Genomic DNA, 24,731 nt, shown 5'->3' with positions numbered 1-24,731 from the left:
TGTTGTATAAAATTTAATAAAACTACAATTATTATATGTTTTTATTTGTCTTTTATAGATTTTTTTGGCAATAAATGATATAGTGGATATAATTAAATATATTAGATATATTTAATTTTTTTATTTTTTGTGTTTTATAAGTTTGTTTTTTATATAATTATTTATAATTTTGGGTAGATACACTTTGATATATTTTTTAAATTTAAATCTATAAAACAAAATAGAAATTTATATTAAGTAAGGAGATTAATAAATTAATATGAGAAGAAATGCGAAGTTATTAACAACAGGAATTCTTTCAATGGCAATTGTTGCACCGACAATGGCATTTGCCACTGAATCTAGTGCTATGGAAAATAATGCAGATTTAAATATAAGCTTAGAGAAAAAAAGTATAGTTTTAGGTAGTACATCAAAAGTTAGTGTTAAATTTAAAGAAAAGCCAGATGCAGACAGTATTACATTAAAATATAAATGTTATGACATGCCATTAGATACGACTATAAATTACAATAAATCAACTGGAGCATATGAAGGGACTATCAATTATAATAAAGACCCAGAATATCAAAATGTTTGGGAATTACAAGGTATAATAATAAACAGTGAAAATAATCCGAAGACTTTAAACAAACAAGACCTGGAAAAGATGGAACTAAATTTAAAAGACTATAATGTAACACAAGAATGTATAATTGAAGACATAACTTCGAGAAAAGATGTAAGTAAATACTTGAGAAAAACTTCTGCACCTATCACAGAACTTACAGGAAGTGATAGATATGAAACAGCAGTTAAAATAAGTAAAGAAGGCTGGAAAAATGGTTCAGATAAGGTAATTATAATAAGTGGAGATGTAAGTATTGATGGGATTATATCAACTCCATTAGCGACTACGTATAATGCACCTATACTTTTGGTTGAAAAAAATAATGTGCCAGATAGTGTAAAATCAGAATTAAAACGTCTAAATCCTAAAGATGTAATTATAATTGGAGATGAAAACTCCATTTCTAAAACTAGTTCTAATCAGATAAAAACAGCTGTAAATGCTAGTCAAACACGTCTAAGTGGCTCTAATAGATATGAGACATCTTTATTGATAGCAAAAGAAATAGATAAAAATCACGATGTAGATAAAGTGTACATAACGAATGCTACTGGTGGAGAAGTGGATGCACTCACTATAGCAGCAAAAGCAGGTCAAGATGAGCAACCGATTATATTAACTGATAAAGATAGTATTACAAATAATACATACAAATGGTTGGAGAGTGAGGACTTACAAAGTGCTTATTTTATAGGTGGTCCTCAAATGATATCAACAAATGTCATCAATAAAATAAATGATATAACTAAGGATAGTGTTACTAATAATAGAGTATATGGGGCAGATAGACATGAAACAAATGCAAATGTAATAAAGAAATTCTATACAGAGGATGAATTAGAAGCTGTGTTAGTAGCTAAATCGGATGTACTTGTTGATGCTTTAGCAGCAGGTCCATTGGCTGCTAACTTAAAATCACCAATACTTATAACACCAAAAACGTATGTGTCTGCATATCATAAAGAGAATTTAGAGGCCAAATCAGCTAATAAGGTATATAAAATAGGTGGTGGATTGACTTCCAATGTAATGAACTCTATAGCGGCATCATTATCTAAGCACAATACTACTCCAACAGACCCAGATAATAATACTGGTGCTAAGACAGTTATGATTGACCCAGGACATGGTGGTTCGGATAGTGGAACAACAGGAAAACCATTAGGAGGTATTAAAGAAAAAGATTATACTTTAAATACTTCACTTGCAACTACTGAATATTTACGTTCAAAAGGTATAAATGTAATTATGACTAGAGACACAGATAAAACTCTATCACTTGGAAATAGAACTGCTTTATCTAATTCTTTAAGACCAGATTTATTTACAAGTATACACTATAATGCGTCTGATACAACTGGAAATGGTGTGGAAGTATTTTATAAACTTGAAGATAAAAATGGTGGAACTACCAAAACTTTAGCTACAAATATATTAAATAGAATTTTAGAAAAGTTCAATTTAAAAAACAGAGGTGCTAAGACGAGAGCACTATCAACTGATGCAACAAAAGATTATTTATATGTTTTAAGAACAAATGACATGCCAGCAGTACTTGTAGAATGTGCGTTTTTAGATAATGAAAAAGATATGAGTTTATTGAATACATCAAGCAAAGTAAAGGAAATGGGTACACAAATTGGTAAAGGTATAGAAGAGTCACTAAAATAGTCTAAATGAGAATAATTAAAGGTCTTAATATAAAATAAATTATTGTATTAAACTTAGACTAAGTCTACAAAATAAAATATAATTGTATTAGTAAGAAAGGCTATATATATACTGTTGCATATAAGTGCAAAATAGTGTATATATAGCCTTTTGTAGTTAAGTATAATATAAAAATATTCATATAGACCAAGAATATTATTAGCTATTAAAAATGGTGATATTTGCCTATAAAATACGATGAAAATTAAGGTATTCTGTGTTATTATTTGTTTTTTATGGATTTTTATTGTAATAAGTGATATAGTGAAGATAAATAAATGTATCTAATACGTTTATTTTTTTATTATTTTATTTTTATAATTTATTTATAAATTATTTATAATTTGGGAAGATACACTTTGACATATTAAAAAATTAAGAAGATTAAATTAGAAATTTATTTTAAATAAGGAGATTGATATGAAAAGAAATACAAAATTATTAACAACAGGAATTCTTTCAATGGCAATTGTTGCACCGACAATGGCATTTGCCACTGAATCTAGTGCTATGGAAAATAATGCAGATTTAAGTATAAATTTAGAGAAAAAAAGTATAGTTTTAGGTAGTACATCAAAAGTTAGTGTTAAATTTAAAGAAAAGCCAGATGCAGATAGTATTACATTAACATATAAGTGTTATGATATGCCATTAGATACGACTATAAATTACAATAAATCAACTGGGGTATATGAAGGGACTATCAATTATAATAAAGACCCAGAATATCAAAATGTTTGGGAGTTACAAGGTATAACAATAAACAGTGAAAATAATCCGAAGACTTTAAACAAACAAGACCTGGAAAAGATGGGACTAAATTTAAAAGACTATAATGTAACACAAGAATGTATAATTGAAGACATAACTTCAAGAAAAGATGTAAGTAAATACTTGAGAAAAACTTCTGCACCTATCACAGAGCTTACAGGAAGTGATAGATATGAAACAGCAGTTAAAATAAGTAAAGAAGGCTGGAAAAATGGTTCAGATAAGGTAATTATAATAAATGGAGATGTAAGTATTGATGGTATTATATCAACTCCATTAGCAACTACATATAATGCACCTATACTTTTGGTTGAAAAAAATAATGTGCCAGATAGTGTAAAATCAGAGTTAAAACGTCTAAATCCTAAAGATGTAATTATAATTGGAGATGAAAACTCCGTTTCTAAAACTAGTGCTAATCAAATTAAATCGGCTGCAAATGCTAATCAAACACGTCTAAATGGCTCTAATAGATACGAGACATCTCTATTGATAGCAAAAGAAATAGATAAAAATCATGATGTAGATAAAGTATATATAACAAATGGTAAGGATGGTGGAGAAATAGATGCACTTACTATAGCAGCAAAAGCAGGTCAAGATAAACAACCAATTATAGTGGCTGACAAAGATAGTATTACAAATAATACATATCAATGGCTAGAGAGTGAGGATTTACAAAGTGCTTATTTTATAGGTGGTCCTCAAATGATATCAACAAATGTAATTAATAAAGTAAATGATATAACGAAGGATAATGTTACTAATAATAGAGTATCTGGTGCAGATAGACATGAAACAAATGCAAATGTAATAAAGAAATTCTATACAGAGGATGAATGAGAAGCTGTGTTAGTAGCTAAATCAGATGAACTTGTTGATGCTTTAGCAGCAGGTCCATTAGCTGCTAGCTTAAAATCACCAATTCTTATAACGCCAAAGACGTATGTGTCTGCATACCATAAAGCTAATTTAGAAGCTAAATCAGCTAATAAGGTATATAAAATAGGCGGAGGATTGACTTCGAAGGTAATGAATTCTATAGCAGCATCACTATCTAAACATAATACAACTCCAACAGACCCAGGAAATAATACTGGTGCTAAGACAGTTATGATTGACCCAGGACATGGTGGTTCAGCACCTGGAAATTCATTTGGAGGAATGATTGAAAAAGATTACAATTTAAATACTTCACTTGCAACTACTGAATACTTACGTTCAAAAGGTATAAATGTAATTATGACTAGAGATGCAGATAAAACTGTATCACTTGGAAGTAGAACTGCTTTATCTAACTCACTTAAACCAGACTTATTTACAAGTATACATTACAATGGTGATAATAATAGAAAAGGTCATGGAGTAGAAGTATTTTATAAACTTAAAGATAAAAATGGAGGAACTACTAAGACTGTAGCTACAAATATATTAAATAGGATTTTAGAGAAATTTAAACTTACTAATAGAGGTATAAAAATAAGAACTCTAGACGATAACCCTGTAAAAGACTATTTATATGTTTTAAGAACTAATAATGTGCCAGCTGTACTTGTAGAATGTGCATTTTTGGATAATGCTAGTGACATGAGTTTAATAAACTCTCCAGCAAAAGTAAAAGAAATGGGAACACAAATAGCTAAGGGAATAGAAGAGTCATTAAAGTAATTGTAAGTAAAAATATTTGAAAGTTTAATATAAATTTATAATTGTAAATTTACATTAAAGCCATAAAATGAAATATAAGTGTATCAATATCAAAGACTGTATATACATTGTTGCATATATGAATGCAAGACTCTGTATATATAGTCTTTTTTGTAGTTAAATGCAATAATTTGATTGTATTTTGTAAAATACACAATATGATATAATTAGATAATATACACTTAATTTAATTGAGGAAGGTGATTATGTGGAGTATTTACTTGAAAAGAGTGGTTTAAAAGAATATAGATATGAACCTTTAAATAAATACAGAGAAATATTAGAAAAAAACTATAATAATTCAAGAAGCATCATACTATTAGTTCCAAATAATAATACAAAAATAAGATATGAAAGGTTTTTAAATTTAGATTACAGTGAAGAGTTGAAAATAACAACATATATAGGTTTTGTAAAAAAAGAATTATTGAAGTATTGGCCACTTATAATAGAAAAATGTAATGAAATAAATAAAAAAACTGTATCTCCAACATTTATATCAAACAGCTTAAGTGAATATTTAATAGTACAGAAAATTAAGGAAAAAAGGATACAAGAAGGTTACTTTGAAGATATTACAGGAACAAATAAATCAATAGCAAATAGTATAATGACTAATATAAACAAAGCAGCATTCAATTTAACTGACTTTGATTCTATAGGAGAAAAAATATATTCATCAAAGAAAAATAGAGACAGCATATACAGATTTTCATACACTCAGATGGATGAAATTATATCGTATTATATAAATTCATTACTATCAAATTCAATTTTGGATAATGCGTTAAGTGTATATCTATATAATCAATATCTGCTTACTGATGATTTTTATATAAAAAACTTATTTAAAGAAGTAAGATATATAATAGTGGATAGCCTTGAAAGTTCAAGTAATGTAGAAGTTGATTTTATTGCAAAAGCATTAGACAATGTATTAGAAAGTTATATATATATTGACTATAGCAAGGATTATTCTGTATTTAACAATATAGATATAGACTATATAAATGAAAAGATAATATCAAAAATTGACTCACAAGAAAAAGATAAGATTAAGAAGAAGAGTATTAAAATAGAGGATTTATATTTATTAAATGCAAAAGTAGAATTGAATCAATCAAGCCAACTGTACAATGAAATGTTAGATTTAATAAGTAATAAAATTATATATCTTATAGAAAGTGGGATATCTCCAAGAGATATAGCAATTATATCTCCTATAAATAATACTATATTAGAGTATCAAATTAGGGATTCTTTGATAGAAAAAAACATAGATGTTTTTAATACTAAAAAAGACAAAAAAGCAATAGATTATCCTTATGGAAATGCCCTTGTAGTGGCTACTTGCATATTTTATGGGTATTTAGATTTTATAAAAGAGGATGAATATTTAAGCTTTTTAGAAACTCTTTTAGAAATAAATCGGATAAAAGCATTTAAACTTTTCAATGAAACAAGAAATTCAAGTATTGATGATATAGATGGATATAGTCAGTACTGTGATATTTTACAGTATATTGAAGATAAGAAGAAAAGTGATATAAAAATACATGAATTTTTAATTCAGTTCTATATAGATAAAATGCTAGGTTTAAAAGAAGGTAAAAAGAACGTCGGGTTATGTAAAAAGATAATAACTGAAAGTGAGTCTTTTAGTGAAAGTATAAATTTACTTGGTATGAGAGAAGAAAAAATATTTATAGAAGCTTTAAAGACTACAATAAACGATTATTACTCTGTTGTTGATATAGAGGAGTTGAAATCCAAAGATAAAATAGTAATAACTACTCCTTATTCATATATATCATCAAATATAGATAGAAGTATACAAATATGGGTAGATATAGGAAGCAATGCTTGGAATATGAAAATAGAAAAAGATATAAGTAATTTAATTGTACTTAGAAAATCTTTTGATGAAAAAAAGGTTTATACAAATGAAATGGAAGAATATTATAAGAAATATTATCTATACAATACTGTATATAATTTATTACTAAATGCAAATAAAATTTATGCATATAAGAGTGAGTATACTATTAACGGATATATTCAAGAAAGTATGTTATATAGTATACTCTTAAAAATCTCACATAAAGGAGATAAGAATTATGATTAATATAAATTATAGAGAAGATCAGATACCGATAATAAATTATGAAGCTGGTACTATGGCAGTACCAGCAGTACCAGGTGCAGGAAAAACATTCATAATAACAAACTTAGTAGCGAAGCTATTACTTGAGCAAAGGCATAAAGGAGGCAAGATATTAGTTCTTACATATATGAACAGTGCTGTAAATAATTTTAAAGGTAGAATAAAAAAGATTCTTGAAGAGAACAAAATAGATGATATTAGCTCATATGAAGTAATGACCATACATAGTTTGGCTGTAAAGATAATAAAGGAAAAACCAGAAGTTGTAATGTTAAGTGAGGATTTTAATATAGCTGATGATTTACAAAAAAATATTATATTAAATGAATGTATAAATAGATTTAGATTTGAAGGAGGAGAAAGAGCTTTTAGATGGTTTCTAAAGGAGCAAAAAGATGAGCATTGGAAGGAAATAACTCTTGAGGCTTGGGAAAGAGGTTTTTTTGAATTTGCAGTAAACGCAATAAGTGAGCTTAAGTATAAGGGGATTTCTCCAGATAAACTTGAGGAAATATTGTCAAGAGGACACAAAGGAATGCTTAAAATTATTTTACCAATATATAAATTATATGATAGGAAGTTGAAGCAAAATGGATTACTAGATTATGATGACATATTAATTTTAGCAGAAAAAACTTTGACATTAGATGAATCACTTAGAAAGAAATTTCAAGTTAGGTACAAATATATTTTTGAAGATGAATGCCAAGATTCAAATGAAATTCAAGGTAATATAATAAAAATTATATCTAGTGAAAACAAAAATTTAGTTAGAGTGGGGGATATAAATCAGAGTATAACAGGTACATTTTCATCATCAGACCCTAGATTTTTTAAAGAATTTATAAATAACTCAGATTTCTGTTATAGGATGAATATGTCAAATAGAAGTTCAGAAGATATACTTAATTTAGCAAATACTCTTGTAGATTATGTTACAAAGGAATTTAAACAGGAAGAATGTAGACATGCTCTTGAAGACATGCAAATAAAGACTGTTCCAAATGGAATGGGTTATAAAGAAAATCCTAGCCCAGAACATTACAATATAAATGTAAAGTGGTATAAAAGCTGGAAAAATGAAATAGAGCAAACTGCCAAATATGTTAAAGGGATAAAAAATAAATACCCAGATAAGAGTATAGGTATATTAGTTCCATTTAATGAGCAAGTTACACAAGTTGCTAAAGAGCTTAGAGAATACAATCTATCTTTTGAAGAATTAGGTCCAAATTCCATGAGTAAGAGGAAAATTATAAACAACATAGCATCTATTATTGATTTTATGCTACATTGTGATGATATAGAAAAGTTAATAGATGTACTTGATAAGGTTTTTATAAATACTGATAATGAAGCAGAGAAAAAAACTTTCTTAGAAGTAATAAAAAATTATTCAACAGAAGAAATTATCTACAATTTTGAATTTAGTAAGATAGAGACTGATTTAATCGAAATTAATGAAGAAAGTGATATATATATAAGTTTCAAAAGAGGAATAGATATTATAAAACATATATTAGAATATCCAGTAATAAGGTTAGACCTATTAGTTTTATTTATTGGGAAAAAACTTAATTTAGAAAAAGAAGATAAGGCTATACTTGATTATATATCTTTTTATATAAAGTATCTAGTATCAGAAAATATACATATGGATTTAGAAGATGTATATAATTTATTGTTTGATGTAAAAAATAAGGTGTTCAATCACATAATAGATGTAGTATATGAAATAAATGGATATGAACCAGAACCTGGAAGTATAACATTATGTAACTATCATAAATCAAAGGGCATGGAGTGGGATTGTGTGTTTTTATTAGGTCTTATTGAATATAATTTCCCTGACAATATCAATCAAAAATTTCAGAGTGATAAATGGTATTTAAAAGAAAAATACAAAAATCCTATGGCAATTATTAAATCAGAAATCGAGGCTATATTAAAAGGAAGTATCTCAACTGACTATGCTCATAAAACTAAGATTGATTCTATAAATGAAAAAATTAGGCTTTTATATGTAGGAATCACTAGAGCAAAGGAAATGTTAATACTTTCAGGAAGTGCTTATAGAGATGAAAATGATATAGGGAATAAAAGAAAAGAGCAAAAACCAAGTATATATTTAAACAGATTGAACCGACATATTAGTGAAAAGAGGTTGAATAACTGTTAATATATAATAAATTTGATTGATATATTGTTTAAAATATTGATTGAAAAAGTTAAAACAATAGATAGTAGCAAATAGCTATTAAAAATAAAGTTAAGAGAGAAGTGATATGAGTGAATGATAAATTAAAATATTTTTCTTATAGTCAAAATTCAATTAACACATATAAATCATGTCCATTGAAGTTTAAATATAAATATATTGATAGAATAAATTGGAAAAATGATGATATTGGTAGTAGAGAGTATTATGAAAGCTTAAAAACAGGAAGAGATTTTCATTTAATTTGCGAAAGGTATTTTAGTAATATACCCCTTGGAATCTATTTTAATGATGAAGATAAAAATGGCAAAAAATTTTTAAAATGGATTGAAAATATAAAAAAAGTTGTCCCTATTAAAGAAGATAAAATATATCTACCAGAGTATGAAGTAAGGATGACTTTAAGAGGAGATACACTACAGGCAAAGTATGATTTAGTTGTAGTTGGAAAAGATGAGATAGAGATATGGGATTGGAAAACTGAGTCTAGAAAGATTGACTATAAAAATGTAGAAAATAGAATACAAACAATTGTTTATATGTTTTTAGCAAAAGAAGTAATCCCAAAAGTTTTAAAAATGGACATAAATGTTAAAGATATAAATATGAAATACTATCAACCTGAATTTGATGATTTACCAATCATCATTTCATATGATGAAGAAAAGCATGAAACAAATAAAAATAAAATTCAAACTTATATAAATATGATAAAGAATACTAATTATGAAGAACATACATACGAAGACAATCTATACAATGATATAGAAAAGGTATATAATAAAGAAGAACGTATGTGCTATAGAAATAAGAACCATTGCAAGTATTGCGAATTCAATAAATTATGCAATGATAAAGAAATAGATTATAGTATTTTGGAGGCGGAAATTTATGGGACTTAGGTTTATATTAGGTAGAGGTGGAAGTGGAAAATCTACTTATATGCTAGATGAAATTAAAAGAGAAGCTCAAAGAAATGAAATAACATCAATTATACTTTTAGTTCCAGAACAATACACATTTGAGGCTGAAAATAGAGTAAGTAAACTATTTTTAGGAAAAGAAAAAGATAAGTATCTAAGAGTTAGAGTGCTTAGTTTCAAAACACTAAGTAATATAGTTTTTTCTCAAGCAGGAGGATTAACAGATGTAAATATAAATTCTAGTGGAAAAGCAATGATGGTATATAGAGCGATTGAAGATGTAAGTGAAGAATTAAATGTATTTTCAAAGTCAAAGTCACAATCTGGTTTTGTAAGTTCAATTACAGATATGATATCGGAAATGAAACAGTACAATATAAGTCCTGAAATGTTAGAAAATATATCAGGAGAATTAGATAATGAGACTTTAAGCCTAAAATTAAAAGATATAAGTAAAATATATAATTCTTTTGAAGGAAAATTACATGAAAATTATGTAGATGCTCAAGATATGTTAACCTCATTGGCAAATAGGATAGAATTAAGCAGTTATTTAGATGGAGCTTGTGTTTATATAGATGAATTTACAGGTTTTACACCAAATCAGTACAATGTGATAAAGAGCATATTAAATAAAGCTAAAAATGTCAGTATTTCTTTAACTGTAGATGACATTAATTATATTGGATATAGTAAAGCAGATGTATTTTCTAGAACTAAATTTACTTATTCAAAGTTAACTCAATTGTGTAATGAAGAGGGGATAAAAATACTTCCACAAGTAAATTTGAATACAGGTGTTATAAAAAGATTTGAAGAAATCAAAGAATTACAACACTTAGAAAGATTTTATAATGCTTATCCATATAAAACATATTTAAATCCAACTGAAAATATAAAGATAAAAGAGTTTAATAATTTATATTCAGAGGTAGAAGAAATAGCTAAAGAAATTGTACATTTAGTTAGAGATAAGAATGTTAGATATAGAGATATAACTATAGCCACAAGAGATTTAAATAGATATGATTTTTTAGTACACTCTATATTTAATGAATATAATATACCAAATTTTATAGATAAGAAGAGAGAAGCAAAAAGTAACCCGATAGTTATTTTAATTATTTCAGCCTTAGAAATGAAGCATAGACGATATGGATATGAGACCATGTTTAGATATTTAAAAAGCGGACTTATAGGAATTGATAATAATGATATAAATTTACTAGAAAACTATGTGCTAGCTAATGGAATAAAAGGTAAGAAATGGTTTGATGAAAAATGGGATTATAGAATAACACAGAGTCTTTCTAGTGAAGAAAGTGACTTTGAACTAGAATTAAAAGATAAAATAAATGAAATAAAAAATAGAGTACTAGAGCCAATAGTTACTTTACAAGAAAAACTAAAAGGGAAAAATAGGGTAAAAGAAATATGTAAGTATATATATGAATTTTTACTGGATATAAATATGCCAGAAACTATAGAAAGTTTAATAGTAAATTTTAAAGATAAAGGAGAACTTGATGTTGCCAATCAATACTCACAAGTTTGGGATATAGTAGTGGATGTACTAGACCAAATGGTTGAGCTTATGGGTGACGAAATAATTTCTTTAGAAAAATTTATAAAGCTAATAACTTTAGGTTTTGATGAATACGAATTAGGATTAGTTCCTCCTAGTATAGACCAAGTACTTGTAAGTAGTGTGGATAGAATGAAAAATCCAAATACTAAGTATTTATATCTAATTGGAACTACTGATGGTATATTTCCTCTAATTACAAAAGATAGTGGGATATTAAGTGATAATGATAGAGAAAATCTTGGAAGTAAAGGAATTGAAGTTGACATTGATAGTAAAACTAGAAGTTTTGAGGAACAGTTTCTAGTATATAAGGCTCTTACTTCTACATCTGAGAATTTAATCATAACATATCCTATATCTGACCATGAAGGTAAAACTCTTAGACCATCAATAATTATATCAAGACTTAAAAAGATATTTCCAAATATAGACAACAAAAGTTATTTAGTAGAAGAAGATAAGCAAAATGATGAAGATATACTTAAAAAAATAACTGTTAAATCACCTACATTTAATGAACTTATAAATGTAATAAAAAATTATGATAATGATAGTTACAATAAAGAAGATATTAATAGTATTTGGCTAGATATATATAGATACTATCTAAAGGATGAAATGTATAGTTCGATAACAAAGAAAGTTATAAAAGGCCTTAGTTATACCAATCAAGTCCATAAGATTGAAGAAAAAAAGATAAGGTCGTTATATAAAAGTAATTCTCTTAGTGTATCTAGGCTTGAAAAATATGCAGAGTGCCCATTTGCTTATTTTATACAGTATGGGCTAAAGGCTAGGAAACGTAAAGAATATTCATTTACACCACCAGATTTAGGAACTTTCATTCACAATATTTTAGATAGATTTTCAAAGGAGCTTTCACAAGATAATTTATCTTGGAGAGATATTGATGAAAAATATATAGAATTAAAGATAGATATAATAGTTGACGAAATAATTTCAAAGATACCAGGATATATATTAAATAGTTCTGAAAGGTATAAATACCTTGCATATAGATTAAAAAATATGCTGACAACTGCTGTAAATATAATTAGTCAACAAATAAAACAAGGTTCATTTGAACCAATAGATTATGAAGTTAATTTTGGAAGAGAAGGAAAATATCCTCCTATAAAAATAGTATTAGACAATGGAGAAGAAGTAAATTTAATTGGACAAATAGATAGAGTTGACGAATTTAAAGAAGGGGAAAATAAATATATAAGAATAGTAGATTATAAATCAGGCAATAAATCCATAAGTTTGACAGAAATATACTATGGTCTACAATTACAATTACTTGTGTATTTAGATGCAATCCTTGAAAGTGTAAAAGGTGAAGATGTAAATATAAATCCAGCCGCAATATTATATTGTAGAATAAACAACCCAATAGCAAAGTTTAATGAAGACAAAGATGATGAAGAAATACAAGAAGCAATACTAAAAGAACTTAGAATGAAGGGTCTTGTAATAAAAGATTCTCATATAATAAAAGAAATGGATAAATCATTAATAGATGGAGAAAGAAAAAACTCTTTAGTAATACCAGTAGGTCTTACAAAGGATGGAAATGTAGGCAAAAGCACATCAACAGTAACTTATGAGGAGTTTAAATTACTTAGAAATTATGTAAAACATGCTATAAAGGATTTATGTGAAGATATGTTAAGTGGAGAAATCTGTATAGCTCCATATAAACACAAAGATGGAACATCATGTGATTTTTGTGATTATTCAGCTATATGCCAATTTGATTCAACTATGAAAGATAATAAATATAAAAATTTAAATAATAAGAGCAATGAAGAAATAATAAAACTGATGAAAGGAGATGTTAATTAGTGAGTTCTCCTAAATGGACAAAAGAGCAATTAGAAGTCATAGAAAGTAGAGATTGCAATTTATTGGTTGCAGCAGCTGCTGGGTCAGGAAAAACAGCAGTGCTAGTTGAGCGTATAATTCAAATGATAACAAGTAGGGAAAATCCAATCGATATAGATAAGTTATTAGTTGTTACATTTACTAATGCTGCTGCATCAGAGATGAGAGAGAGAATAGGTGATGCTATAGGAAAATCACTAGATGAAAATCCAGAAAATAAACATTTACAAAATCAACTGGTTCTATTAAATAAATCTAGCATTACAACAATACACTCATTTTGTTTGGATGTTATAAAATCAAACTTTCATAGAATAAATTTAGACCCAAATTTCAGAATAGGAGACCAAACTGAATGTGCTATTTTGAAACAAGAGGCAATAGAAGATGTATTTGAAACCTTGTATGAAGAAAGAAATGAGGGATTTTTAAATTTAGTTGAAAGTTATGCAGAAAGAGGAGGAGACAAGGAAGTACAGGATATTATTTTAGGAATATATTCATTTGCAATGGCTTCTCCTAAACCTAAAAAATGGTTGCTTGATTCAGCAGAGAGATTTAATATTGATGAAGACTTTGATTTTTCACAATCTATTTGGGCTAGAGCTATATTAGATACTGTAAAAATAGAAATTAATGGTCTTTGTTTAAATATGGAAAAGGCATTAAAAGAAGTTGAATCAATAGCAGAATTAGAAACCTTTTCAGAAAAGTTAGCTATTGAGTATAAAAAAATAGTAGGTATTTCAGAAGCGTGTAATAAGTCCTGGAATGAAGCATATAAAAAGATGGCAGCTATGTCTTTTGAAAACTATGTAAAAGGAGTAAAAAGGATACCAAAAGATGCTCCTTCATATATAAAAGAATCAAAAGAAAAAGCAAAGGCTATGAGAGATAAGGCTAAGAAGTCTTTAGAAAGTATAGTAAATGCTACATTTAATAAAGATAATGACTCTATTAAAGAAGAAATAAAATATCTTTATAATATAGTCAAGCCTATATCTAATATTGTACTGAGATTTGAAGAGGAATATAGTAATAAGAAAAGTGAAAAAGGAATAATAGACTTTAATGATATAGAGCATTTTGCCTTAAATATACTAATCAATATGGATGAAGAAGGCAATATTGTACCTTCTGATATAGCAATGGGATATAGAAAGAAGTTCTATGAGATATTTATAGATGAATATCAAGATAGTAATCTAGTACAGGAAGTGTTGCTTAAAGCTGTGGCTAACACAGAAACACCAAATAGGTTTATGGTTGGAGATGTAAAGCAGAGTATATATAGATTTAGACAAGCAAAGCCAGAATTATTTTTACAAAAATACAGTAACTATAATGATAAAAAGGGAACTTCTCATAGAAAAATAATGCTTTATAAAAACTTTAGAAGTAGGGAAGAAGTTGTAGATGCTGTAAATTATATATTTGAAAATATAATGAATGAAAATATAGGAGAAATTGAATATACAGAAAAAGAAAGGCTCAATTTGGGGGCTGATTTTAAATTGGATACAGATGAAGCATCTATTATTGGCGGAGCAACAGAAGTACATCTTATACAAAAAGATAATAAACTTGATGATGATACTATAAACAATAAAAATGATAGTGATAATAATGAAGACAATGAATTAGAAGAAGAAAAATTAGATAATATACAACTTGAGGCCAGAATGGTTGGAAAGATTATTAAAGATTTAATGAGAGCTAATGAAGAAGGAAAAATCCAAAAAATCTACGACAAGGGAATTGACGAATATAGACCTGTGGAGTTTAGAGATATAGTGATTCTTTTAAGAGCTACATCAGCATGGGCTCCAGTGTTTGCAGATGAATTGATGAATATGGATATACCAACATATGCTGATGTTGGAGTGGGATATTTTGATACCATTGAAATAAAAACTATATTATCATTACTTCAGATAATAGATAATCCAATACAAGATATACCACTTATATCTGTATTAAAATCTCCTATATTTGGATTTACACCAGAGGATTTGATTGATATTAGAATTCAGAATAAAGATAAGACTTTTTATGAAGTTTTAGAAAGTACATCAGAGTATGATGATTTTATAGATTCTCAAAATGAAAATAAGTCTGAGTTTATACCAAGTAAAGAATGTATAAGTAAAAGCAAGGATTTTTTCGTTAAATTAAGAGACTTTAAAGAAAAATCAATGTACATGAGTACTGACGAATTTATCTGGTATTTGTATACAAAGACTGGATATTATGCTTATGTTGGGGCATTACCAGGTGGAAGTCAAAGACAAGCTAATTTAAAAGTATTGTTTGAGAGAGCAAAACAATTTGAAGAGACTAGTTTTAAGGGAATATTCAACTTTGTAAATTTTATAGAGAAATTAAAAAAATCTAGTTCTGATATGGGAAGTGCAAAGACACTTGGAGAAAATGCAAATGTTGTTAGGATAATGAGTATTCATAAAAGTAAAGGATTAGAATTTCCAGTAGTTATATGTTCTGCGATGGGTAAAAACTTCAATACTCAAGATTTTAAAAAGAGTATCTTATATCATCATAATTTAGGGTATGGACCTCAGTTTGTGGATTATGAAAGAAGAATATCTTTTCCAAGTATAGCCAAGGAAGCATTAAAAAGTAAAATAAATATAGAAAATCTATCAGAAGAGATGAGAGTTTTATATGTTGCATTTACAAGAGCAAAAGAAAAATTGATTATAACAGGTTCTACTAGAAATGTACAAGATAGTATAAAACGATGGGCAAATGGAATTGAAGGTATGGATACAATATCACAATATGAGATACTAAAAGGTAAAAATTTTCTGGATTGGATAATGCCTTGTGTATTAAAGCATAAAGACTTATCTAATTTATTGGAAGATGTAGGTTTAGATGCAGTCTTTAATGTTGACCATAATTCAAAATGGTATGGAAGACTATGGAATAAGAATGATGTCTTAATAGAAAGAAAGACTAATGAAGAAAATGAAAGTATTGAAGAAATCCTTGAAAAGATAGATGTAGATAATCCTGATAGCAATTATTATACTGAAATAGAAGGAAAATTAAATTATGTATATCCATATGAGTTTAGCACAAGAAAACCTGCTAGTATATCTGTTACAGAAATAAAAAAAATACAAAACAACTATGAGGAAGAGTTAATAAATACTATATTTGAACAAAAAGTAACACTAAAAAAACCTCTATTCATTCAAAATGATGAAGAAAGAGAAAAGATTAATGGAGCAGAAAGAGGTACTATAGTCCATTTGGTTATGGAAGTTTTAGACTTAAAAAAAGTAAATAGTGTAAATGATATAAAGTCACAAATACAAGGCTTTATTTCAAAAGGTGTAATAACAGAAAAACAGGCTAGTATAGTAAATCCATATAAAATATATAAATTTTTTGCTTCAAATATAGGCAAAAGGATGCTGAATGCTGAACTTATAAATAGAGAAAAATCCATTTATGCACAAGTGAATATGAAAGATATTTATATTTATGAAGAATTAATAAAAAATGATGATAAAAAACTCTATGATAAAGAAAGTGTCATGTTAAGAGGTATAGTTGATGCTTATTTTGAAGAAGATAATCAAATAGTTTTAGTTGACTATAAAACAGATTTTGTAAATGAAGAAAATATAAATCAAATAATAGAGAAATATAAAAAACAATTAGATTTATATGCAGATGTTATTGAAACTTTAACAGGGAAGTCAGTAAAAGAAAAATGTATATATTTATTTGGTGTTGATGAAGCTGTTTGTTATTAGTTTTTTTATATAAATTAAACATAAAGATAGAGGAAGGGGAAAAAATGAGATTTATTCATACATCAGATTGGCATCTAGGGAAATCCCTAGAGGGCCATTCTAGAATTGAGGAGCAAGCAAAGTTTTGTGAGGAATTTATAGAAATAGTAGAATCAAATGAAATAGATATGGTTGTAATTGCTGGAGATATATATGATACTTCTAATCCTCCTGCACAAGCAGAAAAACTGTTTTATCAAACTGTTTCAAAACTTGCTAATAATGGGCAAAGGTGTGTATTAATAATTTCAGGAAATCATGATAATCCAGAGAGACTTTCTGCAATAACACCTTTAGCACATGAACAGGGAATACTTATATTTGGTTATCCATCAAGTGCTACAACAAAAGCTAAGTATAGAAACTTTGAAATAACAGATGCAGTACAAGGATGCACAACACTAAATATAAATGGTGAAAGTGTTGTAATTGCTACCTTACCTTATCCAAGTGAAAAAAGATTGAATGAAGTTTTTTCGAGTGAAGATGATTTGGAAAAACAAAAAACTTATTCTGAAAAGGTAGGCAATATATTTAAAAATCTAGAAGAAAACTTTAGAAGTGATACTATAAATATAGCAGTATCACATATATTTGTAATAGGTGGAGAGAGTACTGAATCAGAAAGACCAATACAACTAGGAGGAAGTTTTTTAGTTGAAAGAAAAGATTTACCAGAAAAAGCTCAATACACTGCATTAGGTCATTTGCATAAACAACAAAAAGCTTCTGAACGTTTAAACGCATATTATTCAGGTTCTCCACTTCAATATAGTAAAGATGAAAGAGCATATACTAAAGGTGCATATATAGTGGATATAAAGGCTGGTGAAAAACCAGTAATTGGGGAAGTATACTTTAATAATTATAAACCTATAGAAGTATTTAAATGTAATGGTATAGAAGAAGCTTTAGAGATATGTGAGCAAAATCAAAATAGAGATATTTGGTCATACTTTGAAATAAATACTGATGAGATAATATCACAGAATGAAATAAAAAAAATGAAGGAATTATTAAAAGACATAATAGAAATAAAACCAATAATAACATCTTGCTATGAACAAGAAAGTGTAGATATAAAAGAAAAGTCTATGGCAGAGTTATTTAAAGAATTTTATTCTTTTAGTAGAGGTGTGGAGCCAAAGGGGGAGCTTATGGATTTGTTTCTAGATATAATAAGTGAAGAGGGTGAATCAGCAGATGAGACCAATTAGGTTAGAAGTTACAGGACTTAATAGTTACATTGATAAACAAGTTATAGACTTTGAAAAGCTAATTGAAAGAGGTTTGTTTGGGATATTTGGAACTACTGGAAGTGGAAAATCTACAATTTTAGATGCAATAACCATTGCTATGTATGGAAATATCTCCAGAAATACAAAAGAATATATAAATAGTGTATGTGATAAGGCAATTATATCATATGAATTTGAGATAGGAAGTAAAAATACTAGAAGAAGATATATTGTAGATAGAACTATTGCTAGAAGCAAAACAGGAACAAAGACTTCTAATGCTAGATTAATAGAGATATTGAATGACAATACTAAAAATGTTTTAGCTGATAAGGTTGTGGAAGTAAATGAAAAGGTAGCTCAAGTTGTAGGGCTAACAGCTAATGACTTTACTAGGTCAGTAGTTTTGCCACAAGATAAATTTAATGAGTTTCTGAGATTGTCACGTGCAGATAGAAGAGACATGTTAGAGAGAATTTTCAATCTTGAGAAATATGGAAGAAGTCTTGGAGAAAAAGTAAAAAAGAGAAAAAACCTACATTTACAAAATTTAAAAGATTTAAAATCAAAATTAAGCCAATATGATGGAGTTACAGAAGAAGTATACAACAATATAAATCAAGAATTAATAGAATTAAAACAAACTGAAAAAGAGAAAAATAAAGCTTTGGATTTGGCTCAGAAATCTTATGAAGAGAGTAAAGCAGTATATGAAGAACAATTAAAACTAGAGAAAAATGAGATTAGAAAAGATGAACTTAATTTAAAAAGCAATGAGATAAAAGAAAAGACAAGTGTTGTAGAAAATGATAATAATGCAAGAAAAGTAGACCCATACATAGGCTCTGTTCAAAATCTAGAAAAAAAAATAAATGAAGATAACTTTACTGTAAGTAATTTAGAAAAGAAATTAGTGATACTAAATCAGGAACTTGAGGTCATAAAAAATAGATATGAAAAAATAAGTAGAATTAAAAATGAAGAGGTTCCTAAATTAAGTGAAGAAAAGATAAGGTTGCAACAGGCAATAAGATTAGAAGAGGAGTTAGTTTTATTAGATAAAGAGTTAAAAGAGTTAAAAGAACATGGTGTTAATTTAAATAAGAATAAAGTAGAATTAGAAAAAGTAAAACAAGAGGCTGAATCTAGAAAAGATGCAGTAATTAAGTCCATAAAAGAAGTTGAAGGAAAAATCGATAAAGTAAATATAGGTGCTGAATTAAAACAAAAGATATTTTTAGCATATGAATATGAGAAAGATTATAATAAAGTCTTAGAAGAGAAGAATCAAAAAGTAAATAAACTAGAAGAAATACTTAAAGAGACAGAAGACATAAATTTAAAAATCAGATATATCGATAAAGATAAAAATGATACAAAACGTAATTTAGAAAATTTATCTCTTCACTTAGATGTTCTTCTTAGAAAATGTCCTGGTAAGAGTGAAGATTTACTTTTAAAATCTGAATATGTAACTGAATTAAGAAATAAAGCAAACAATACTAAAGAAAATGAAATTAAGAAGAATAATATACAAGATGAATTAAAGATAGTACTAGAAAGTAAGTTTAATACTGAAAGAGAAATAAATTTACTAAATGAGAAGCTTGAAAATAATAGAAAAAATAGAGAAGACCTAGAAAAAGAACTAGAAGAGTTAAAATATTTAAATTTAGCATCAGAGCTTAGACGTGAGTTAAAAGAAAATACGCCATGCCCAGTTTGTGGGTCAAAACATCATGAAAACCATAATATAACTAAATATGATGAGAATATAGCTTTTGTCAAAGAAAAACTAGAAAAACAGGAAAAAGAAAAATTAAGTATAAGACGCAATATAGAGGAATTAAATGCTAAAGTAAGTGGATATTTATCTGTAGAAAAAATGAAAACTAAAGAATTGGAAGATGTAAAAGGAAAACTAGGTGATATTCCATCTAGTCAATTGTTAAAAAAGCTTGATGACGAACAAAGAAAACTTGCTTTGCTTAAATCTAACATTCAAGAATGGGAGAAAGAGAAAGAAGATACCGAAAATAAGATAACATTAGTTAAAGAAGAGAAGAATAAAGTTGAAAAAGAAGAACTAAAAATAAAAGAAAGCTTGAATAACTATAAGAAATTAACGAGAGACTTAAATACAGAGATAGAAAGTCTAGAAAATAAATGTAAAAAACTAAAACAGGAGTATATAGGATTAAAGACGATTACTAAAGTTTCTAATCTATCATCAAAGGTAGAAGAAATAAGAGAAAATGAAAAAAAATTAGAATTACTAAGCACTGGATACTCCAAATTATTAAAAAATAGAGATTCATTAGACCTTAAAATAAGAGAAAATCAAAGTAAACTACATGAGATAGAGATAGAGTTAATAAGAGCTAGAGAATTATATGTAGAAAAAAAAGTTCATAGAGAAAATAAGTATAAAGAAGTTATTAACATAACTAAGGGTGATTTGGCTAAAAATCTTTTACATAATGTTGAAGAAAATATATGTAAGATATTAGAACAAGAAGAATCAAGTAGAAAAAAATTAGAAGAGCAAAGATTAGAGTATGAAAAAAATATTGCTGAAAAACACAATATAGATGGTAGACTTAAAACAGCTAGAGAGCAATATAAAGAACAAAAAGTAATATTAAATGGATTATTAGCAGAAAATAAATTTGAAAGTATATATGCAGTAAAAAGAGCTTTGTTAGATGGCGATGAAATAAAAAAATTAATTGAAGAAATATTAGAATATGAAGAAGAACAAAAATTATTGACATTTAAAATAAAATCATCAAAAGAAAAATTAAATGGTAGGACTGTAAAGAAGGAATACTTTGAGCAATTAAAAGACGAGATTTATAATCTAAAAGTTGAGATAGGTAATATATCAAAAGATATTGGAGCTAATCAAAATAAGCTAATAACATTAAAAGACTCTTTAGATAAGATAAATGATTTTAATAAAGAGCTTAAAGTAGTTGAACACCAGGTAGATTTATTAGAGGAATTAGATAAATGTGTGCAAGGAAACAAGTTTGTAGAATATGTTTCTACAAACCAATTAAAATATATCGCTTTGGAAGCATCAAAAAGATTGGAAAGAATAACAAAAGGAAGATATGCACTTGAAATTGATTCGACGCTGAATTTTGTAATGAGAGATAATTTTAATGGAGGAGAAAGAAGAAGTATTGATACCCTATCTGGTGGAGAAACATTCTTAACTTCTCTATCATTAGCACTTGCTCTTTCATCTCAGATACAATTAAAGGGAAGTGCACCTCTAGAATTCTTCTTTTTAGATGAAGGTTTTGGCTCACTAGACAGTGAACTTTTAGAAATTGTTATAGAATCATTGGAAAGATTGCATAGTAATAATCTAAGTGTGGGTATAATAAGTCATGTCGAGGAACTTAAAAATAGAGTTCCTGTTAAGTTAATAGTTTCATCTAGTGAGGCTGGAGTAGGTTCACAAGTAAAAATTGAATATAGTTAAAAACATATGTTAATTGAATATATTATCTAATATTTCCAAAAAATATATAATTGTGATATAATTAAAACTAATATTAAAGTTATTTATAATTAATATTAATATAAAAACATGTAATTAGGAGTGTGGTAAGTGTTGGAATCGCCCAATAATTTGATTCAGATTATATTTTTAATAGTATTACTTATGGGGTCTGCATTTTTCTCAGCATCTGAAACGGCTTTAATGTCATTGAGTAAAATCAGAATCAGATATATGCAAGATGAAGGAGTTAAAGGAGCTAAGTTAGTAAGTTCATTAATAGAAAGTCCAAATAAACTTTTAAGTTCTATATTGGTTGGAAATAACGTCGTAAATATAGCAGCAACATCCATATCAACATCTTTATTTATAGGATTAATGGGAGAAAAAGGAGTGGCACTTGCTACAGCTGTGATGACAGTGTTAGTATTGATATTTGGTGAAATTACTCCAAAGACAATAGCAGCAAGTAATTCAGAAAAGGTTTCTCTATTAGTATCCAAACCTATAAAAGTAATTATATTTATATTAAGACCAATAGTATGGATATTTAACATAATCACAAGTGTTATATTTAAATTATTCGGTATAACAAATAAAGGAGCCAAATCATTCATAACTGAAGAAGAATTAAAAACCATGGTAAATGTAAGCCATGAAGAAGGCGTCCTTGAAATGGAAGAAAGAGAAATTATAAACAATGTATTTGAATTTGGAGATATGCAAGCTAAAAATGCAATGATACAAAGAATAGATATGGTAGCTATAGATATGGAAGATAGTTATGATGAGATAATACAGGTATTTAAAACTGAGAAATTGAGTAGAATGCCCGTGTATGAAGAGACTATAGATGATATTGTAGGAATACTTAATATAAAAGACATTATATTTTTATCAGATGAGGAAATAGAATCATTTGACATTAAAAACTATATGAGAGAGCCTTTTTTCACATATGAATTCAAAAAAATAACACAACTTCTTGAAGAGATGAAACTTGAAAAAAGCCAAATGGCCATAGTTGTAGATGAGTATGGTGGAACATCTGGTCTTCTAACTATAGAAGATTTAGTAGAAGTAATTGTTGGTGATATAGAGGATGAATATGATGAGGAAGAAGATGAAATACAAGTTATAAAAGAAGATGAGTATATTGTAGATGGAAGTACTAAAATTGGTGATGTTAATGAACTTATTGGTGTAAACTTAGAATCTGAAGAATTTGATTCTATAGGTGGCTTTATAATTGGACACTTGAGCAGATTGCCAGAAGAGAATGAAGTAATTGAAGTCGATAATATAAGATTTTGTATAGAGAGTATAGAAAAAAATAGAATTAAAAAAATAAGAATATATACATAATGTAATAATGTTCTTAAATTTATTATGAGTGCATGTAATGTAAAAGTTAAATTTTATATTGCATGCACTTATTTTTATTTTATATTCAAATAAAACTAGTATGAAATGGACAAAATAAAAATATAAATTAGAAGAAAGGAGATTTTTAAGATGAGCATACTAGAAAATAATTTCTTATATAAATTAAAAAATAATACCATCTTTTTTTGTATATATACATTGTTATTTGTTTTTCTTTATAAAGCTTTTCCATACATAGCCCCATTTTTTTTAGGTGGTATAATAGCACTTATGATTAATCCTATATCACAAAAGTTAGAAAATAAATTTCACATAAATAAAGGTGTATCTACGTTGGTTTTAAGTTTTCTTGCAGTTGCTATAGTTAGTACAGTTACTACAATAATAGTAATAAACTCAGTAAAAGAACTAATGGGATTTTTAAATAATGTATCAGCTAATCCTGAAGATATAAGTAATACTATTATGTATTTCTTAAATAAAGTAAACGACTTCATGAAAACATTTCAAGAAATAGCTAATTTTGATGTAGAGCAGTTAGTAAATAAATTTAGTGGTGAAGTGATGCAAATTACAAAAAATCTTCTTACAAGTATCCTTGGATTAGCCACTTCCATCCCATATATTATAATATTTATAATTACTTTGTTTATTGCTACATATTTTATAGCAAAAGATTTAGATAAAATTGAAAATAGCTTTTATAATATGTTCACTACTGATGTCAGAAAGAAAGTAAAAAATGTAAAAAAAGAAGCAGGTCTTTCTCTTGTTGGATATATAAGAGCTTATACAATACTCATGGCTATAACATTTTTTGCAATTTGGGGAAGTTTTGCTTTATTTGGATTAAAATATGGTTTAATAGTAGGATTTGTGGGAGCTTTAATGGATTTAATTCCATTTCTAGGTATTATAACAATATACCTTCCAGTAATAGTTTACTATTTTCTTATAAAAAATTATTTTATAGCTATAAGTATGACTATAATATTTTTTATCTTATCTTTAATTAGAGAAATACTAGAACCTAAACTAGTATCTGTAAATGTTGGATTAAATCCACTGGCTACACTTGCTGCAATTTTTATTGGAATCCAAGTAAAAGGAATAATTGGCGTAATTTTTTGTTTGGGTTTGGTGTGTATGCATGATATACTTAAGAAGGTGGATATTTTTTAATTATAATAACTT

General features: G+C 27.2%; 10 protein-coding genes and 1 pseudogene. All 11 read left to right on the top strand.

Going from position 1 to position 24,731, the window contains the following annotated elements:
* Window positions 1-259 precede the first annotated feature (259 nt).
* The 11 genes and pseudogenes from Q3304_RS01845 to ytvI all read left to right on the top strand — a co-directional run bounded on the left by Q3304_RS01845 (window position 260) and on the right by ytvI (window position 24,719).
* Window positions 260-2,281, top strand: coding sequence for an N-acetylmuramoyl-L-alanine amidase (locus tag Q3304_RS01845; RefSeq protein WP_407813283.1), 2,022 nt, complete (start codon window positions 260-262; stop codon window positions 2,279-2,281).
* 459 nt (window positions 2,282-2,740) lie between these two features.
* A pseudogene (locus Q3304_RS01840) lies at window positions 2,741-4,759 on the top strand (N-acetylmuramoyl-L-alanine amidase).
* Window positions 4,760-5,006: 247 nt separating this feature from the next.
* Window positions 5,007-6,923, top strand: coding sequence for a hypothetical protein (locus tag Q3304_RS01835; RefSeq protein ID WP_407813284.1), 1,917 nt, complete (start codon window positions 5,007-5,009; stop codon window positions 6,921-6,923).
* Window positions 6,916-9,141, top strand: coding sequence for an ATP-dependent helicase (locus Q3304_RS01830; RefSeq protein ID WP_407813285.1), 2,226 nt, complete (start codon window positions 6,916-6,918; stop codon window positions 9,139-9,141). Before Q3304_RS01835 ends, Q3304_RS01830 begins: the two co-directional genes overlap by 8 nt.
* Before the next feature lie 110 nt (window positions 9,142-9,251).
* Window positions 9,252-10,082 carry a PD-(D/E)XK nuclease family protein gene (locus Q3304_RS01825; protein ID WP_074179577.1) on the top strand — a complete coding sequence of 277 codons (831 nt, stop codon included), beginning with the start codon at window positions 9,252-9,254 and terminating at the stop codon, window positions 10,080-10,082.
* Window positions 10,072-13,539 carry a helicase-exonuclease AddAB subunit AddB gene (gene addB / locus Q3304_RS01820; protein ID WP_407813286.1) on the top strand — a complete coding sequence of 1,156 codons (3,468 nt, stop codon included), beginning with the start codon at window positions 10,072-10,074 and terminating at the stop codon, window positions 13,537-13,539. The genes Q3304_RS01825 and addB overlap by 11 nt, the downstream gene beginning before the upstream one ends.
* Window positions 13,539-17,363 (top strand): helicase-exonuclease AddAB subunit AddA, encoded by a 3,825-nt coding sequence (addA, locus tag Q3304_RS01815; protein WP_407813287.1) that lies wholly within the window; start codon window positions 13,539-13,541, stop codon window positions 17,361-17,363. Before addB ends, addA begins: the two co-directional genes overlap by 1 nt.
* Before the next feature lie 44 nt (window positions 17,364-17,407).
* Window positions 17,408-18,619, top strand: a complete 1,212-nt coding sequence (locus Q3304_RS01810) for an exonuclease SbcCD subunit D (protein ID WP_054269957.1) — start codon at window positions 17,408-17,410, stop codon at window positions 18,617-18,619.
* Window positions 18,606-22,133, top strand: coding sequence for an AAA family ATPase (locus Q3304_RS01805; RefSeq protein ID WP_074179580.1), 3,528 nt, complete (start codon window positions 18,606-18,608; stop codon window positions 22,131-22,133). Before Q3304_RS01810 ends, Q3304_RS01805 begins: the two co-directional genes overlap by 14 nt.
* 129 nt (window positions 22,134-22,262) lie before the next feature.
* Window positions 22,263-23,516, top strand: coding sequence for an HlyC/CorC family transporter (locus tag Q3304_RS01800; RefSeq protein WP_054269593.1), 1,254 nt, complete (start codon window positions 22,263-22,265; stop codon window positions 23,514-23,516).
* A 150-nt stretch (window positions 23,517-23,666) separates the two neighbouring features.
* Entirely contained in the window at window positions 23,667-24,719 is a 1,053-nt protein-coding gene (ytvI, locus tag Q3304_RS01795; RefSeq protein ID WP_407813288.1) for a sporulation integral membrane protein YtvI, read from the top strand.
* Window positions 24,720-24,731 lie beyond the last annotated feature (12 nt).

The sequence above is a fragment of the Clostridioides sp. GD02377 genome, from assembly GCF_045899875.1.
Classification (GTDB): Bacteria; Bacillota; Clostridia; order Peptostreptococcales; family Peptostreptococcaceae; genus Clostridioides; species Clostridioides difficile_A.
The sequence above is the reverse complement of the archived record's forward strand: the minus strand, read 5'-3'. Positions and strand labels throughout refer to the sequence as shown.